Origin of the sequence: Bacillus sp. L_1B0_5 (assembly GCF_000836715.1) — a bacterium.
In the GTDB taxonomy this organism is placed as follows: Bacteria; Bacillota; Bacilli; order Bacillales; family Bacillaceae_G; genus Bacillus_A; species Bacillus_A thuringiensis_S.
The window spans coordinates 67020-83695 of sequence record NZ_JXIS01000007.1 but is presented as its reverse complement, the minus strand read 5'-3'; the positions used below and the strand labels follow the sequence as shown (position 1 = coordinate 83695).

Here is a 16676-nt window from a genome sequence, read left to right as displayed (position 1 = left end):
TATGCAATTTTGCATTTTAAAATTATAACGTTGATTGAATAACTTGATCATACACATCATTATCCCTTACATCCGCCGTACTAATCCCGCTAAACGTTTGTACTTTCATTCCTGTATTTGATGATCCCGATCCATTGTAAGCTTTCGTCTTTTCAATCGGCTGTACGTTATATTTATCACCTACATTAATTGTTCCATTACAGTTTTCAATAATAACACCTTCCACAACTGCCGGCATTTTGTCACCCACTTTCATTTCTTTACTTTTATTTTATGAAAATCGCCTAGAAAAATAGCATGTTTCAATAAGAAAAAGCACTCAAATTGAGTGCTTTTTCCTTAAGCATAAAGACAAGTTTGGAGACAGTTGACTTCTTCAAAATTTTATTAGGGGTAATATTTTGAAAAAGAAAGCCTTTCATATGTAGGTTAACACCACTGGAATATATAGTAAATTGATAATATTTATACGGAAGATTGCTAATGTTTAGTATAGATAGTTTCCACTATACCAACAGTGAAAACTATCTATACTAATAACAAAAAGGCGCCTTCAAAAAGACACCTTTCAAAACAGACACTATAAAACAGAATTCTTTATTGTTATACGATTGTTAGATACAAAAAGTCGAGGGAAATGTTTGTATTAAATTCTGCTTTATAAAGTCTGTCTACAACTTATATTGTAATCCTCTTCATTTGAAAAAAAATATAATATGCACAATTGCATACAAAAAGAAAAAGCACTCTACTGAGTGCCTTTTCAACCATTTTACTTTTAATATATCGCTTTGAATATATTGTAACATACGTATCTATATATTTTATTGAGAAAATTCAAAATCCTTTTTCTTTCATTTTCACTTATAAAATCATGTAATATAAAAGGTATGTCAAATTCTTATACAAATTGAGGTGTACTATATTTATGATGTATTTCGGAATTATTCCCCTTATATTATTTATTATTTTTCTTATCTCCTATTTAAAAGATCCGCGAAAAATAATAAACGGCTTTTTATTTAATGCCTTTATCTGTTCATTTCTATTATTTTGCGCTATAGCCTCATTTGAGTCTGGTAATAACGATTTACATTTCATCGTTATCATCCCCATGTTAGCACTACTTGTAATGATTCCTTTTGCTATAGTTGCTTTAATGTTTGGACTCTTTCTTAATGCAAAAATTTTAATGCAACGTGAAGGAAGACGCTTCACAAACTCTTTAACTTTAATTGCTGCTTTAGGGATTTTATTCTTTATAATGCTCCCTATCATAAATCCAGCAAATTTATTCTCAGAGCATTTTCAATTTATCTTTGCTGCTATCTCTCTTATAACTATGTATTTCTTTGTGCATTTATCTAACTTCTTAAGCGCATATTTTTTATACCAATTCAACAGACCAAGACGTAATCAAGATTTCATTATCGTTCTCGGTAGCGGCTTAATTAATGATAAAGTACCACCTTTACTTGCAAGCCGAATTAATAAAGCTATCGACTTTTATTGGAAACAAGCTGCTGTGAATACACCACCAACAATTATTTTCTCTGGCGGTCAAGGTCCAGATGAAGGACTTCCTGAAGCAGAAGCAATGCAAAATTACGCTGTTGAAAAAGGCATTCCGATTGAACATACAGTGCAAGAAAATCGCTCTGTAAACACATATCAAAATATGTTGTTCTCTAAAGAAATTATGGATTCTTTAAAGCCTGAAGGTAAATATAAAAGTATTTTTACCACAAATAATTTTCACCTTTTCCGCGCTGGTATATATGCAAGACAAGCTGGTCTTAACAGCCAAGGGATCGGATCAAAAACAGCCTTTTATTACTGGCCTAACGCAATGATCCGTGAATATGTTGCGATTGTCGTAATGGGACGTAAGCGCCATATGAAAATATGTGGAACTATTTTAGGTTTCGCTTTATTCCTAACAGCCCTTAGTTTTATTGTTTCTTAATAGCTATTAAATAAAAGGTCCCCTGAACGCTTTATACAAAGGGGGCCTTTTTTATATCTTTCAGTTCATCAGATTTAAATAAGTAACGCAACAGCATATAACACATTAATTATTCCAGAAACTAATCCAACAATAGCAAATGTTTTACTCGTACCTGTCACTTTTTTGTTTAAACCCAATATAGAAAATACGATAGCTACACTACCAATAAGCCCCCATAAGTTTATAAACCAAGATATTAATCCAGTGATGAAACCAACTAAAGAAAAAACTTCTATACTACTATTAGAACTGCTATTTGGAAAACTTCCCTCTACCGTTTTATAGCTAAGACTCTCCCCGCACTGTCCGCAAAATTTATTGCCCTCGTTCGTTTCATTTCCACATTTCGTACAGTATCCCACAGAATCCCCTCCCTAAGGTTAGTGCCCCAAATGTATATATCCATACTATTCATTCTACTTTTTCATATTAAAATTATGACCACTCTCTACTCTTCTACAGTTGTATTTAAAATAATAATATGGTCATAATATTCCCTGCATACATCCATTAAAGGAGAAATTTTTCAAATTAAATGTTAAAATAAAATTTAGGTGTGAATTATGTAACAAACAAGAAACTAGTTTGAAACGAGGAAATTATATGGAGAAAATTATCAAAAACAAGCCCAATAAGCTAAAAATTGCTTCGAAAGCTTTGATGATTATTATTGGGGCATTTATCACAGCGTACGGATTAGAAGCAGTATTAATTCCAAATAACGTATCAGACGGTGGTGTGACTGGTTTAAGTATCGTTAGTTCAAGATTATTTGGATTGCCATTAGGAGCTCTAATCGCAGTTATTAACATTCCTTTCGTTTGGTTAGGATATAAGCAAATTGGTAAAAGCTTCGCGATTTATTCTATTATCGGAATTGCTTCATTAGCAATAGGTACCGTTGTCATGCACGGAATACCAGCTATTATTGAAGGCGATACATTATTAGTTACAGTTGTTGGTGGTATTATCATCGGTTTTGGTATGGGACTAGCATTACGTAACGGTGGCGCATTAGATGGAATCGATATGCTAGCTGTATTGCTCTCTCGTAAGTTACCATTTGGAACGAGTGACCTTATTTTATTCTTAAATATGTTCGTATTTATTTTCGTATCAACAGTATTCGGTCTTCAAGGAGCTATCCTCTCGGCAATTGCTTACTTTATCGCTTCGAAAGTGATTCATATCGTTGAAGTTGGTTTAAGTGGTTCGAAAGCATTTAAAATCATCACAAAAGAGCCTGAATTAATGGTAGAAACAATTCGCGATCGTTTAGGCCGAAGTGCAACATATAACGAAGTATACGGTGGTTATTCAAGAGAGAAATTCAAAGAAATTTCTTGCGTAATTAACCGTTTAGAAGAAAGTAAAATGAAAGAACTTATTAATGAAATCGATCCACACGCCTTTATTACAGTTTATGACGTAGCAGAAGTAAAAGGCGGTAATTTCAAGAAACGTGATATTCATTAATCGTTATGTAAAAGAGGGTATGCCAAATTTTGGCACACCCTCTTTTTATTATTAAGTTGCTATATTTGTCAGTTTTTTTCAGTAAGTAGATATATTTTTACTCGCCCCACCGACTCCCACGTTTAATCCATGCTACATACTTTTGAAAAGCCGTCACTTCATGTTGAAAACGCAGCGGGATATACAAAAATAAAGTGCATGTACACAGTATCCATAGAATACCTACTACAAAATGAAATTTCATTGTCGTGCTAATAAACAAGCTGAGGAATAATACAAGGAACATAATTACACTAAATCTTTTATACGTAGTCATACTATCCCCTCCTTATACTTCAATTGTACCAGTTATAAGGAATTAATTCCCACAAAAAAAGACCAAAAAGCAACTCACACTTTTCGGTCTCTCTACTATCTTCTCTTCGTAATTTTCCCTGAACCACCAACCCTCGTTTTCGGGGGTGATGTATTTCTTGGCGGCGTTTTAATAGATGATTTCGGCTTCACATCTGATCCGCTTGAACCGCCTGGTGTTTTTGTAATTTTACCTTTGCTTCCAGTAGAAGGTGGAGGCGTCGTATTATTTCCTTTTTCAGTAATACTTCCCTTATCACCTACTGATGGTTTCGAATCTACATTATCGCCTCGCTTAATGATAGACCCTTTCCCTTCCTTCGTAATTGGAGGTGGGGTTTTCTTTTCTTCTTTCGTAGGTGGTCTCTCTGGAATAACTGGTTTATGATTTTGTCTGTCATTATATCCTCGATAATCACCGGGCGATGATTTTCTTGAACCGAATATATCGTTTAATATGCTACCCATAATATATCCTTGCAAGAAGGACGGTTGGTAATTTTGACGGACAAATTCTTCATTACTCACTTCAATTAACGTATCAGATGGTTTCTCTTTATCCTTTTGAAGGTTATACATTTTATCCGAATAAACGAGAAACATTTGATTTTCGTCTTCTTTAGATGCTTGTTTCGGTTTCCTTTCGGCTATAAGTTCCTTCGCGACTTCAGGAACTGACCGATTGGCGGCCCTATACACGTAAGATTCTTGTTTACCTTCCTTAGCAACAGATTCAAGTGGATAACGGTCTTGAATCGACTTTGTCTGCCCGCCTTGACAACCTGATAAGGCATAACCAGCAACAACAAGTAATGTAACGATAGCAAGTATAGGGATCACAAACGATTTAATCATGGTAAACAATCGGTTTGACATGATTAGGCCCCCTTACGTTGCTCTTATAATTTGTACATCAGCAGGAATGATTGCTTCTCCCTCATACATCATTGTGCGACCATTTTGCCATTCAATACGCAATAATTTTCGATTATCTGATTGGAATTCCCATACGTACTGTTCCTCTGAAGCGGAGAATGGTGTTTTCCCCATCACAACAACACGTCCGTTATATTGTTCTTCCATATGATACTCAGTATCATCCATTTCAATTGTCGTCGGAATTTCCTCAATTGAATCTAAGCGACCATCAATTGGTGTATATAATTTGTAATACGTATTTTCACGATCTTCAATTTTTAAATAACGAATGTCTTTCCCGTCTTGCAGTGTTAAAACAATTTCCTTGCGAGAATGCATACTCGTTTTCCCAGTTAATTCGTACATGACTAATGAAACTTCAATCATATCACCAGGAGCTAACGTTAAAAGACTCTTTTCCGGCTTCGGTGGCTCTGGGCTTTTCATTATATTTTTAATTCGTTTAAATAAACTCATGATCTACCCCTCCTTTTCTCTTTATAAACAAGCACCTAAAATAAGTGCACCAACAATATGTAATGATCCGGCTAACATCGCATGTGCAACGCTACCTTCTTTCGTACCTTCTTCTAAATCAAGACCAGACATTTTCTTTAATACGAATTCGATAAACATTTCTACCACTAATAAAATAACGAAAGAAACTGCTGATGCAAGAAGTGCTTGCCATAAATCATTTGCTTTCGTTATCGATTGAGATAAAATGTACCCTTGTGCAAATAATTTCATAATAAAACGAGTTGTTACAGCTGTATTTCCATTTTTGATTTCTTTTAAATCATTGTATTTTGTAAAAATCGAATCAACCCACATAATTGCAAATAAAAGTACTGCACTCGCTCCAGTCCATACAAGCATGGCAACTACATTCATCCATGTCATTGCAAAACCTCCTCTAAATATAAAGTGAAACTTTAATCAGTGGGGAGGTGTTCATTCCCCGCTGATTATTAGTTGAACCAATCGGGCATTTACGGGCAGTAGATCTCCCCCCACCTCTCTGCTTTCACAAAAAGTAGAGGTGGGAGTCTTACTACCCGTTAATGCGGGGTAATAGAAAACCGACATGAATTTGTTTAGACATGTCGGTTCATTTGTCTCTATTCTATATTATTTCTCATACTGCTTCATAATACGGGCTAATTCATCATCAACAGCAGAATTTTTGTTTAAGCTTGCGAATTCATCATCTAATGATTTTTCTTTCTTATAAACTTCACCGCTTGCTTCCGCTTCAGCCTCTAATTGAAGAGCTTTTTCTTCCATACGGCTTAAACCAGCTTTTGCTGAATTCGAATCAAATCCAGACATCGCCTGATTAATATTCTTCTGTGCTTTCGCTGCATTTACACGTGCTACAAGTGTTTCACGTTTATTTTTCAGCTCTGTTAATTGCTTGCGCATTTCTTCTAGCTTAAGACGCAGATTATCAGCAGCAGCTTTATTTTGCTCGTAGCTTGCTTTATACTCATTCATCTTTTGCTCTGCATTTTGTTTTTCTTCTAATGCACGACGCGCAAGATCTAAGTTATTAGCTTGAACAGCCATATGAGCTTGCTCTTCACGTTTTTTCACAAGTGCTTCTTGCTCTTCAAATAATATTTTGAATTTCTTCTCAAGCGCGATTTGAGCTGCTACACTTTTCTCAGCTTCTTGTACATCCGCTTGCATATCGCGTAAATATTGATCCGTCATCTTAACTGGATCTTCCGCTTTTTCAATTAATGAATATACATTCGACATTGTTAAATCTCTTAATCGTTTAAATACAGACATCTAAATTCCTCCTATGATATACCTCATATTTCAAATTCACTACTTGGAAAACTGAAAAATCTCCCTTTACAGTAAAGAATATTCATTTTTACAGCCTATGTGTTTATTATAACAAAACTAATATGTCCTTACATGTTATTTCCAAAATACATCCATTATAATATGACATTCTATATACAATATTGTATTTCTAATATATTCTCATTATCCCTCTTTGGAATTAACTTACTTTTGTGCAATTTCACTAAATTACATAAGTGTAATGTTACTGTAAGCTAACTCGATAGTTGCATTCCGATATTTCTTATACACTAATACCAGAAGCAACAAACAAGCTTCTTCACTTGTAAGCAATAATACAAAAATTGTATTTACTATAAAACATATAAAAGGAGAAATCATCATGAAAAAATTAGTAGGAATCGGATTAGCAGCAGCAATTTCATTCGGAGCATTATCAGGTTGTTCTTTATTAGGAGAGAAAGCGAACGGTTTTGTACTGTACGGCTCAGAAGAACAAGTTCAACAAATTACAGATAAAAACAAAAAAGAAGTGAAAGAAAAAGACTTCTATAAAATGAAAATGACAACATTAGATGGTAAAAAAGTTCTTGTAATGGATAAGAAAACTGGTGAAGAACTAATGAAAAAAGAGTTACTTAGCAAAGTTGATGAAAAAGACAACACGAAGCCACTTGATAAATTACCAGCTGTAACAACAGAACAAGGTGTATTATTTGCAAAAGAGAAAGTAGAAAATGCTACACTTGATGGAGCGAAATTAAAATATGAAGGCAACACAATTATCGGAAGTGGACGTGCATATACAGATATGTATGCGATTGTCGATGACGCAACTTACAGCAATGTAAAAGGTGATGAAAAATCTGTAGGTGTATTAAAATTTGATAAAGACCCGAGTAAAGAATTCCCTGGTTACAAAGGCGTAGAAGCTTCTCAACTTGTAAAAATTAAAAAGTAAAAAGTAAAACAAAAAAGCTTTGCGAAATTCGCAAAGCTTTTTTCTATTTATTATGAGCAATTTGCTCCATATCCGGGCTACAAGTTTGCGACTGACATGACTTATTTAAAGAACATGCCGCGCATTTTCCTTTTTTACTTCTCTTTACAAAATTAACTAACGTATATGCTGCATAACCAAAAATGATAGCTCCAATTATAATATTGACCATCATCACAATACATCTCCTTCTAGAATCCGAGTAGGGATCCAACTTGGTATATAATGAGCGTTAATACATAAGCAACTACGAGTGGATACACGACTGAGAAAATCGTCCATTTCGCTGATCCTGTTTCACGTTTAATAACAGCTACGGTCGCTAAACACGGAACATATAATAAAATAAAGAACATAAATGCATAAGCTGATAATGCTGTATAATGTGCTCCCATTACATTTCCAAGCACATCTTCTTTAACCGCATAAATAATTGCCATTGTAGAAACGACAACTTCTTTCGCTAAAAATCCTGTTAAAAGGGATGCCGCAGCTTGCCACGTTCCAAAGCCGAGCGGTGCAAATAATGGTGCGATAAATCCACCAATCATCGCTAAGTAGCTATCTCCCATATCAACGCCAAATCCTGATGGACCTGCATAATTTAATAACCAAATAACAACCGAACCACCAAAGATGAATGTACCAGCTTTACGAACAAATCCCTTTCCTTTCTCCCACGTGCTCAGCCATAACGTTTTCGCTTGTGGCACACGATAAGGCGGTAGTTCAATAACAAAAATAGATTTTTCCGCTTTTAAAATCGTAAGAGACATAATTTTTGTAACTAATAACGCAAGAACAATCCCTGCAACATATAAAGAAAATACAACAGTCGCCTGACTATGCGGGAAGAATACGCCCGCAAATAATGCATATACAGGTAATCGTGCTGAACAAGACATAAACGGTGTTACTAAAATTGTAAGTAAGCGCTCTTTCTCCTGTTCAATCGTTCTCGCTGCCATAATACCTGGAACGTTACATCCAAAACCGATAATCATCGGAATAAAAGCTTTTCCGTTTAAGCCGAAAAACTCCATAATTCTATCCATAACAACTGCAATTCGCGCCATATATCCTGAGTCTTCTAATAATGAAATGAAAAAGAATAGTGCAAAGATTTGTGGTACGAATACTAATACAGCACCAACACCGGCAATAATACCTTCTGTAACGAGTGCTTGAATAAAATCAGAAGCTCCAATACTTGTAAGTCCAGCCGTCACCCAATCCGTAAGCTGACCACCAAAAAACTCATCTAACATATCCGATAAAGGTGTACCAATCCACGTAAACGTAACCTGAAAAATAAAAAACATAACTGCTAAAAAGATTGGAAGTCCTAAAATTTTATGTGTAATTAATCTATCAATTTTTTCTGAAAAAGGAATTTTTCCTTCTTTCTCATGCTTCATAACATTTGTTTTTAACTTTTCAATATACGCTTCACGAGTTTTGTAAATGTGCTCTTCTAACGTACAATCAAGTTTTCCTTCTAAGCGAGATCGAATGGCTATGAGTTCCTTATAAATTGGTAATGCTTTCATTTCTTTTTCTACTACTTCGTTATTACTTAAAAATTGAAGAGCTAACCATCTCGGATGCTCGTAATTCACTGTCTCTAAAAGAGCAATTACTTCTCCAATTCCTTCATCCATTTGTACACCATATGAAATAAGGAATGGCTTTTTCTCTTTTTTGTCATTTTCTTTAAGAGTCGTAAGTAGTTCTTCACAACCTTTTCCACTTCTTGCAACGACAGGAACGACTGTTACACCTAATAGTTCTGATAATCGTTTTACATCAATGACAATTCCTCTTTGCTTCGCCACATCAACCATATTTAAACCAATTGAGACCGGCTTACCAAATTCAAGTAATTGCAACGTTAAATGCATATTTCTCTCAAACTGCGAAGAATCTACGATATTTAACATATGATTAAATTCTTCTGTTAATAGAAAGTTTGTTACAACACCTTCATCACGTGAAACTGGATTTAAATCATACACACCTGGTAAATCAATTAATGTTCCTTGTCTATCTTTTAATTTACCAACCTTTTTTTCTACTGTTACACCGCTCCAGTTTCCTACGTATTCATAAGAACCAGTAAGTGCATTAAATAATGATGTCTTCCCTGTATTCGGATTCCCTAGCAAAGCTACCTTATTCACGCTAATTCCACCTTTATCATTTTCGCGTCACAATGACGAATACTAATTAACTGTCCACGACACTCCAATGTACAAGGACCTTTGAACATCGCTTTCTGTTTCAAGCGAAGTTCGCTTCCTTCCGCAAGACCGAAAGCAGCTAGTCTACGCTTTAATAGCTGATCTAAAGACTGAATACTTTTTACTAACACTTTCTCTCCAATTTTAATATCTACTAAGCTCATAACCTTCCCCCTCAGAAGAGAATGATAATTATTTTCAAAAAAATTATACCACACCCAATTTCTCTTGTACTATACCCTTTTGCTTCATATTTATTAACATTTCGCTACAATTCTATTTCAATTATTGTCATACAGCATTTGTTTGCCATTCTCATCCATTTCGCTTACAATAAACAATAGCAAATAAAGAATCTCGTTATCACTGGGGGAGCCATGCCGCTGAGAGGGAACACTTCGTTCCGACCCTTCGAACCTGTTAGTTAATGCTAACGCAGGGATTGTGCAAACGTCCGAAATACATACCTCATTTTTATTTACGTATTTCGTATCCTCCTATGATATCTATTCTTTTTTGTACAACTTGGATTTAGGGGGAGACAACATGCGTAACACCAATTTACAAGCGATGATCGAATCTGCTATTCTTGCAGCCTTCGCCTTGGTCATCGATATTTTACCACTTTCAATCAAAATATCAGCAACAGGCGGTTCCATTTCATTTGCTATGATTCCTATTTTTATTATCGCATACCGCTGGGGCTTCAAAATGGCTTTCTTAGGAGGCTTAATTTGGGGATTATTACAAATTGTCGTAGGCGATGCCATTATCGTCACACCAATTCAAGTACTAATTGAATACTTCGTTGCTTTCGCATTCATTGGATTTGCTGGGTTATTCTATCGTCCAATTCAAAAAGCACTTTTAACTTCCAATAATAATAGCGAAGAGCAATCAAATTTAGGTAGCCGTAAAGACAAACCTTCATCAAAACCAAACCAAGGAAAGAAAGTAATTGGATACATTATCGTCGCTACTTTTATCGGTAGTCTAGCTCGTTACTTCTGTCACTTTATCGCTGGTATCATTTTCTGGGGACAATATGCACCAAAAGGCCAGTCGGCTTTCCTATATTCTTTAATATTTAACGGTAGTACAATGATTGGTTCCTATATTCTATGTACCGTTTTACTTATATTTTTATTTATCACTTCACCACGCTTATTCAAAAGCATCAGTGCTTATCAAATGAATACACAAAAAAAGGGCGCTTAATGAGCGCTCTTTTTTCATATCGTAATATTAATTAAAAATACAATAAATGCGCAAAAGAAAATAAATACCATTATACTTAGCCAATTGCTATGCACGGTTCATCGACTCCTTACATAACCTCATATTCTAAACAAATTATACTGATTAAAAATAAAGATTAGGTAAAGATAATATGAAAATAATTTAAAAAAACGTAGATCATATTTTCTACGCTTTTTTCGGTAAATAGAAATAAAATAACACACCATCTTCTGTATTTCCTGCCCCATATTCAGCATCATGTAGTTCTAAAATATTCTTTGAAATGGCAAGCCCAAGCCCCGTCCCACCTTGTGAACGCTGACGAGCTGTATCCACTCGATAAAAACGATCCCAAATTTTATCTAATTGTTCTTCTTCAATGTGAGTACCTTTATTTTCAATGCACACTTTTATACGATCCTTCTCATCTATTGTAGAAATAATAATATCTTCTTTATTTGGTGTATAACGTATGGCATTCGTAATGAAATTCACGATGACTTGTTCAATCCGGCCTTGATTTGCAATCACTTCAAATGAACATATATTTTTATGAACACGAAGCTCTTTTTTCTCTATTTCCACTGATAGATGTTCACATATGTCTTCAATTACTGTATCAATATAAAACGAAGCCTTTTTCATTTTATATGTACCAGATTCAAATTTAGCTAACTCAAGCATATCCAAAATTAACGTATCCATTTTGTCTACTTCTCTCTCCATCGCCTGAAAATAATACTCTTTTTTATGTTCAGCTACCCCGTCTTTTAAAATAGAAATACAGCTTTTCATAATACTTAGCGGTGTTTTTAATTCATGTGAAACACCAGAAATGAATTCTTTTCGCGTCTTTTCTAACTTTCTTTCCTTTTCAATATCTTCTTCTAACTGTCCAATATGCGAATGGAGTTTATTTGATAGCACATTAATATTTTTCGATAAATCTCCAATTTCATCTTTTGAAGTAATCGGTATTTTTTCTGTAAAATCTAATTGTGCTATTTTCTTCGTCGTATCATTTATTTTTAATAACGGTTTTGCAATTTGTTTTGAATAATAAAACGAAGCTAAAAAAATAAGAACGACTACAAATGCAATGATATAGATGTAATAATCTTGCACCATTTGTACAGCTTCATCTACGGGCTGTAAAGAAGCCATCGCATAAATATATGTTACTGATCCATCTTTTTCTTTTATTGGTTTCATTAATAATTTATATTTTATATCATTCTTTTCATGGTCCATTGTCTTTGTTGAATACTCTATTTGATTACTCTCTTTTAGTAATACATCCGTTTGAAATTCTTTTATACTATCCAAAAATAAAGAGTTTTTATAAATTGGATTTACGGGGCCTTTTACATCTGGAAACTGTACTTTCGTAACACGCCCTCCTATGTAAACATCTGGTTCTTGGGCAGCTTGCTCCTGAACGGCTGGCCTCTTCTCCTTAACAACTTGTTCCCCGGTTGCTTTCTTTTTCTCCTCATATAATTTTCTCATTTTCTCATTAAATGCTTTTTCTAGCGGTTTATTAGATCCGCTTAAATTCTGTTTAGATAAAGAAAAAGAGAATGGAATAAAACTATCTTCTTTTCTCACTCCAGAAAAATAAATTTCTTGCCCTAAAAAATGCTCTGATAATTTATTATCAATCTCCTCTATATTGACGAGATTACCTAAGGGAATTTTGAATATTTGTTGTCCAAAGCTCTTTTGTTGCCTACGATCTATCGTTACTTCAAAATAAAAATCATCTGCATGTTTTAAATTCCCGTTCTTATCTAATGTCGTAATCCACGTATTATTTTCTCTTAAAAAGTCTTGCTCTAGTTTCTGAATTTCTTCTGCATTTCCTGCATGATTTAAATAGTTCTTCCCAAAGGAATTTAAATTCACTTTAATATCTTCCACTTTTCGATTCGCATAATATTGTTTAAAAAATATCGTTTGTCCAATAAATATCGTCGCTAAAATCAACATGCACAATGCTGTTGTAAGAGTAAATAATTTTAGTACAATTCCTTTCCTCATACATTGCCCTCAAATTTATAACCTGTGCGTACTACAGTTGTAATGTACTTTGCTTTCTCTCCTAATTTATTTCTTAAATTACGAATATGACTATTAACCGTTCGATCATCACCAGCAAATTCATATCCCCAAATTCTTGAAATGAGTTGTTCTCGCGTTAAAACGATTCCTTGATTTTTCATGAAATACGCTAATATTTCAAATTCTGTATGCGTTAAATTAATATCAGTTCGATTTACCGTAACAGTGCGCGACGGAAAATGAACGTGAATATCGTGGATCGATAATGTATCATCTTCATTCTCTAAAAGTTGCTTTGTCACTTTTCTGCTTTCTAACAACCTTTTCGCTCTTGCTAATAAAATTGGCGGACTATACGGCTTCGTCACATAGTCATTTGCCCCAAGTTCAAAACCAAGTAACGTATCGTCTTCATCTACGCGCGCCGTTAGCATAATAATAGGCACCTCGGACGTCTTTCGAATCCTTCGGCAAACAGACCATCCATCGAGTTCTGGCAACATAATATCTAAAATAACTAAATCAACCTCTTCTTCTTCAAATACAACTAAAGCCTCTTTCCCGTCCCTCGCTTCAAACACTACATATTGCTCACTTAAAAAATAATCTTTTAATATTTCACGTAATATGTCTTCATCTTCAACAATTAAAATGTTTTTTGACATAACTGATATATCCCCCTCCCGTTTTCAGAAACTATAATTTCACTTTGAATAACTGCCAGTTAACGTCGCCTCGATAATATATCTATCTGGTGCATCCCCTATATAATCAAATGGGTAACAAGTTGTCAGTGTTAATATCGGTTCTTCTTTTTTTATAATAACAGTACGATCATCCGCATGAGTAATCCATGTCTTTTGAATTTCATATGTGTACGTTTTATTATCATACTCTAAAACAAGAGTATCCTTTTCTTTCAACTCTCCTAAATCTGTAAATACAGTATCTCGATGTCCACTCAGTACAGTATGTCCTCCTCCAGATGGGGTTGTCGTTAAATCACTAACAAACATACCAACTCCTTTTTTCAAAGTCGCATCATCCGCTCCCCAATATATAGAAAACTTCTTCTTTATTTTCGGTATGTTTAACATCGCTACCTTTTCACCTTCTTTATGTTCTGTTTGAGAAGAAGGTATTTGAGAAGTTACAGGTGTTTCATGAGAAAGTTGAATATCTTGTATATTTTTAAGGCTCTTTATTTCTTCTTTCGTTAATTCTTGAGCAGAGCTTTTTCCTTTATACCATTCCACAGCGTAATAGGATCCCATGAATAGCCCAATAGCCATCAATATGATACCGATATAATTGAGTAACTTCATTCTTCATCCCTCCATGCAAAAAATGGTAGGAGTAACCTACCATTTTTAATATATGAAATTATCCCATTCTTTATAGGAAAATATTTTATTTACACTTTAACCTTATTGCGACGATTCAAACCAAATAATGTACCTATCGCTACAAGACATGCACTTAATCCCATCATTGCTACATTATTTGATGCTGTGTTTGGTAATTTTTCACCTTGTACAACTGGCTTTGCTTCTTCTTTTTTAGCTACTTCATTCTTTTGCTCAACTTTTATCGCTGCTTCTTTTTTTGCTATATCATTTTTTAACTGTTCTTGCGCTATTCTCTTTTTGTCTTCTTCACTCTTTTTCACAGCTTTTATTGCTTCCTCTTTTTTAGCCATATCATTTTTTTCTTGTACTTGTGCCGCTTGTTTTTTCTCTACTTCATTTTTTTGCTGTTCCTTAATTGCTTCTTCTTTTTTAGCTTTATCTTGTTGTACTTGCGCTTCTTCTTCCTTTGTTACTGTTCCAGTATCCGCACTCGCTACTGAAGAATATCCTACTGTTAAAAGTGCCATTGCACAAATTGGTAATAGTCTCTTTTTCATCTTCATTCTCTCCTTATATTTTATTCACATCAACTCGCATCGGATGTATTACTAGAATAAGCAAGAGATATAAATATAAGATGCAGATGAAATATATTTCATTTAAAGATTTCATTGTAGAAAAAGAAAAAAACATCGCAATATGTACGATGTTTTTTCGGGTGTGTGTCTCAATATTTACATGTTACTTTCGCGTGATTTGGAAGTAGAACAGGCCGGAGCGATAACTAATTGTCTCGGCTCAGTTTTCTTGAAGTGATTTTTGACGTTACACTTACGACGTTGAACAACCCACGCTTTAATAGGGTTTGTTAAAATAATCTTTTGCTCTTCGTTAGGGGCCTCTTCTTCAAACCTACAACTTTCGCTCCATTTATTCCATTTCATTGTAAATTTAGAAGAAGAATGATCATCTTCACGATCAAACAAGTGCAAAAAATCCATTTTTCCATCTAGCATTACGGTGTTACTAGTCGCTAAAAAAGAAAAGGTCGTCCAACGTTTCTCCATGCCCTCCTACTCCTTTTTCACATATAGAGTGCCTAAAACTTAATTTACCTAAAATATGCTTGCCTTTTACCTTACACCCATATTTTATCCAAAATGCTATTATGCAACTATCGATTTGCCTTACAACTACCTTACATTTTTGTAAGAAACAAAAAAACCTTCACTCTATATAATGAAGGTTTCTTACTTGTTATCTATATGATCTCTCATATCATCAAGTCCAGCTTCTTTTAGCTGCGACATCATACCGTGCGAAATTGCTCCTAACACTAAAGTCATTCCAATTAATGAAATACGAATCGCAGGTACATCAATTACGTAAGCCAACAGGCCAAGAACAATTGTTAAAAGTAATGCTTTTATAAATGTTACACTTGTGTACTGTTTCTTCTTCATCATATTCACCCTTTATGGAAGCGTTTTCTTAATATGCTTAGTATATCATATCATCAGATGATTTTGTCGTTGTCTTTGTAAAAAATTACTATCTTCTTTGACTTTTTCTATTCTATCCTTTACAGTCGAAATGTTCGCAAGTTTTACACTGTAGGAGGATTACAATGAATATTGAAATAAAAGACACTTTAATTTCTGAAGAACAATTACAAGCAAAAGTGAAAGAATTAGCACTTCAAATCGAACGTGACTTTGAAGGAGAAGAAATCGTAGTTATCGCAGTATTAAAAGGGTCATTCGTATTTGCTGCTGATTTAATTCGTCACATTAAAAACGATGTAACAATTGACTTCATTTCTGCATCTAGTTACGGAAATCAAACAGAAACGACAGGAAAAGTGAAACTCCTAAAAGATATCGACGTAAACATTACTGGAAAAAACGTAATTGTTGTAGAAGATATTATCGATTCTGGTTTAACACTTCATTTCTTAAAAGACCACTTCTTTATGCATAAACCAAAGGCACTCAAGTTCTGTACATTACTTGATAAACCAGAACGCCGTAAAGTGGACTTAAAAGCTGAATATGTTGGCTTCCAAATTCCAGACGAATTTATCGTTGGCTACGGTATCGACTGTGCTGAGAAATATCGTAACTTACCATTTATCGCTTCAGTTGTAACGGAGTAATATAATAAAATAAGCTTCCATCAATTACTGATGGAAGTTTATTTTCTATCACGATTCG

At 34.3% G+C, this 16676-nt stretch carries 21 protein-coding genes and 1 riboswitch; of the genes, 5 read left to right on the top strand and 16 right to left on the bottom strand.

The genetic code is table 11. The annotated features are described in order from the left end of the window. Positions 1 to 22 precede the first annotated feature (22 nt). Complete coding sequence (locus RT27_RS02450) at positions 23 to 256, bottom strand: spore germination protein (RefSeq protein ID WP_003308072.1); 234 nt, start codon at positions 254 to 256, stop codon at positions 23 to 25. Between the two features lie 675 nt (positions 257 to 931). On the opposite strand from RT27_RS02450, the gene RT27_RS02445 reads away from it, so the two are divergent. Continuing rightward, positions 932 to 1966, top strand: a complete 1035-nt coding sequence (locus tag RT27_RS02445) for a YdcF family protein (RefSeq protein WP_042969141.1) — start codon at positions 932 to 934, stop codon at positions 1964 to 1966. A gap of 74 nt (positions 1967 to 2040) precedes the next feature. Here RT27_RS02445 and RT27_RS02440 read toward each other — a convergent pair whose 3' ends face one another. Then, positions 2041 to 2370: a zinc ribbon domain-containing protein gene (locus RT27_RS02440; RefSeq protein ID WP_016079960.1), complete on the bottom strand. Its 330-nt coding sequence runs from the start codon at positions 2368 to 2370 to the stop codon at positions 2041 to 2043. A 241-nt stretch (positions 2371 to 2611) separates the two neighbouring features. Between RT27_RS02440 and RT27_RS02435 the strand changes: the two genes are divergently transcribed. Continuing rightward, positions 2612 to 3484 (top strand): YitT family protein, encoded by an 873-nt coding sequence (locus tag RT27_RS02435; protein ID WP_000411240.1) that lies wholly within the window; start codon positions 2612 to 2614, stop codon positions 3482 to 3484. Between the two features lie 97 nt (positions 3485 to 3581). Here RT27_RS02435 and RT27_RS02430 read toward each other — a convergent pair whose 3' ends face one another. The 5 genes from RT27_RS02430 to RT27_RS02410 form a co-directional block, all read right to left on the bottom strand. Further along, positions 3582 to 3800: a hypothetical protein gene (locus RT27_RS02430; protein ID WP_000214757.1), complete on the bottom strand. Its 219-nt coding sequence runs from the start codon at positions 3798 to 3800 to the stop codon at positions 3582 to 3584. A 95-nt stretch (positions 3801 to 3895) separates the two neighbouring features. After that, a complete protein-coding gene (locus RT27_RS02425) occupies positions 3896 to 4714 on the bottom strand; it encodes a DUF4247 domain-containing protein (protein ID WP_016079958.1) in 819 nt (272 codons plus the stop codon). A 12-nt stretch (positions 4715 to 4726) separates the two neighbouring features. After that, complete coding sequence (locus RT27_RS02420; protein ID WP_000051755.1) at positions 4727 to 5233, bottom strand: DUF4178 domain-containing protein; 507 nt, start codon at positions 5231 to 5233, stop codon at positions 4727 to 4729. A gap of 21 nt (positions 5234 to 5254) precedes the next feature. After that, complete coding sequence (locus tag RT27_RS02415; RefSeq protein WP_000220087.1) at positions 5255 to 5659, bottom strand: DUF350 domain-containing protein; 405 nt, start codon at positions 5657 to 5659, stop codon at positions 5255 to 5257. Between the two features lie 228 nt (positions 5660 to 5887). Next, on the bottom strand, positions 5888 to 6553 hold the full coding sequence (locus tag RT27_RS02410) for a PspA/IM30 family protein (protein ID WP_000110281.1): 666 nt from the start codon (positions 6551 to 6553) through the stop codon (positions 5888 to 5890). Positions 6554 to 6956: 403 nt separating this feature from the next. Here RT27_RS02410 and RT27_RS02405 point away from each other — a divergent pair, with 403 nt between their 5' ends. Then, positions 6957 to 7535 carry a lipoprotein BA_5634 family protein gene (locus tag RT27_RS02405; protein WP_029443487.1) on the top strand — a complete coding sequence of 193 codons (579 nt, stop codon included), beginning with the start codon at positions 6957 to 6959 and terminating at the stop codon, positions 7533 to 7535. A gap of 43 nt (positions 7536 to 7578) precedes the next feature. Here RT27_RS02405 and RT27_RS02400 read toward each other — a convergent pair whose 3' ends face one another. From RT27_RS02400 to RT27_RS02390, 3 genes are read right to left on the bottom strand one after another with little or no spacing between them, the layout of a single operon-like run. After that, the gene (locus tag RT27_RS02400) at positions 7579 to 7749 is read right to left on the bottom strand and encodes a FeoB-associated Cys-rich membrane protein (RefSeq protein ID WP_000989598.1); all 171 of its coding nucleotides are present in this window, start codon (positions 7747 to 7749) and stop codon (positions 7579 to 7581) included. 16 nt (positions 7750 to 7765) lie between these two features. Continuing rightward, positions 7766 to 9754 (bottom strand): ferrous iron transport protein B, encoded by a 1989-nt coding sequence (gene feoB / locus RT27_RS02395; protein WP_043935219.1) that lies wholly within the window; start codon positions 9752 to 9754, stop codon positions 7766 to 7768. Then, positions 9751 to 9978, bottom strand: a complete 228-nt coding sequence (locus RT27_RS02390) for a FeoA family protein (RefSeq protein WP_000060512.1) — start codon at positions 9976 to 9978, stop codon at positions 9751 to 9753. The genes feoB and RT27_RS02390 overlap by 4 nt, the downstream gene beginning before the upstream one ends. Positions 9979 to 10172: 194 nt before the next feature. After that, a riboswitch (TPP riboswitch) is annotated at positions 10173 to 10274 on the top strand. 86 nt (positions 10275 to 10360) lie between these two features. On the opposite strand from RT27_RS02390, the gene RT27_RS02385 reads away from it, so the two are divergent. Continuing rightward, a complete protein-coding gene (locus RT27_RS02385) occupies positions 10361 to 11032 on the top strand; it encodes an energy-coupled thiamine transporter ThiT (RefSeq protein ID WP_043935218.1) in 672 nt (223 codons plus the stop codon). A gap of 207 nt (positions 11033 to 11239) precedes the next feature. Here the strand turns inward: RT27_RS02385 and RT27_RS02380 are convergent, their stop codons facing one another. From RT27_RS02380 to RT27_RS02355, 6 genes are all read right to left on the bottom strand, one after another. Further along, entirely contained in the window at positions 11240 to 13093 is a 1854-nt protein-coding gene (locus RT27_RS02380) for a HAMP domain-containing sensor histidine kinase (protein WP_043935217.1), read from the bottom strand. Beyond that, positions 13090 to 13779 carry a response regulator transcription factor gene (locus RT27_RS02375; protein ID WP_016079950.1) on the bottom strand — a complete coding sequence of 230 codons (690 nt, stop codon included), beginning with the start codon at positions 13777 to 13779 and terminating at the stop codon, positions 13090 to 13092. Before RT27_RS02375 ends, RT27_RS02380 begins: the two co-directional genes overlap by 4 nt. Positions 13780 to 13818: 39 nt before the next feature. Next, positions 13819 to 14439, bottom strand: coding sequence for a class D sortase (locus RT27_RS02370; RefSeq protein WP_043935216.1), 621 nt, complete (start codon positions 14437 to 14439; stop codon positions 13819 to 13821). 89 nt (positions 14440 to 14528) lie between these two features. Continuing rightward, on the bottom strand, positions 14529 to 15020 hold the full coding sequence (locus RT27_RS02365) for an LPXTG cell wall anchor domain-containing protein (RefSeq protein WP_043935214.1): 492 nt from the start codon (positions 15018 to 15020) through the stop codon (positions 14529 to 14531). A 177-nt stretch (positions 15021 to 15197) separates the two neighbouring features. Further along, complete coding sequence (locus RT27_RS02360) at positions 15198 to 15530, bottom strand: hypothetical protein (RefSeq protein WP_016079947.1); 333 nt, start codon at positions 15528 to 15530, stop codon at positions 15198 to 15200. Between the two features lie 183 nt (positions 15531 to 15713). Beyond that, a complete protein-coding gene (locus RT27_RS02355; protein WP_002041936.1) occupies positions 15714 to 15929 on the bottom strand; it encodes a hypothetical protein in 216 nt (71 codons plus the stop codon). A 161-nt stretch (positions 15930 to 16090) separates the two neighbouring features. Between RT27_RS02355 and hpt the strand changes: the two genes are divergently transcribed. Continuing rightward, positions 16091 to 16618, top strand: coding sequence for a hypoxanthine phosphoribosyltransferase (hpt, locus tag RT27_RS02350; RefSeq protein ID WP_001019294.1), 528 nt, complete (start codon positions 16091 to 16093; stop codon positions 16616 to 16618). Positions 16619 to 16676 lie beyond the last annotated feature (58 nt).